This window comes from Psychrobacter piechaudii, from assembly GCF_900162825.1.
GTDB lineage: Bacteria > Pseudomonadota > Gammaproteobacteria > Pseudomonadales > Moraxellaceae > Psychrobacter > Psychrobacter piechaudii.
Genome location: NZ_FUGE01000266.1, coordinates 1 through 551 on the forward strand (window position 1 = coordinate 1; position 551 = coordinate 551).

The 551-nt window shown below is 47.4% G+C and carries 1 protein-coding gene; it reads left to right on the plus strand.

Annotated elements, in window-relative coordinates; genetic code table 11:
- Positions 1–399, plus strand: a 399-nt coding sequence (locus A1019T_RS12795; protein ID WP_077452108.1) for a transposase, incomplete at its 5' end; no start/stop codon positions are given.
- Positions 400–551 lie beyond the last annotated feature (152 nt).

The following is a 551-nucleotide window of genomic DNA, read 5'->3' on the forward strand; positions in this document are numbered from 1 at the left end:
AACATGACAACACAATCTCCTAATACACCCAAACGAAGAACTTACAGCGCCGAGTTTAAAGCGCTTTTAGTAAAAGAAGCGACAGACTCAGATCGATCAGTTGCCAGTATCGCTCGAGACCATAGCATCAACCAAAACCTTCTACATAACTGGAAACGTCAGTATCAGCGGGCACATGCTCAAGCTGACACATTACCTGGTACTATAAACAGTCCTCATGATCCAAACCCGCACTTTATCCCAATCCATCTTGAGCCTGAAGGTGCGCATCTACGCTCAGCCTCCGTCATACAAAACATCAAACTGCAAATCACAGCTCGAGCATCTGGGACGATAAGCCTCAACATTGCCCAAATTGACACCCAAAGCCTAATTGACCTACTACGAGGACTGCAATGATACCCATCACTCACATCTGGCTATCCACCACTCCCATGCACATGCGATGTGGTAGTGGCAAACTACTGGCCCACATCCTCACCGAACACCAAAGCATTCGCCCTCACTGTGCCTACCTGTTTTACAACAAAGCAGGCACACGCCTAAAAGTA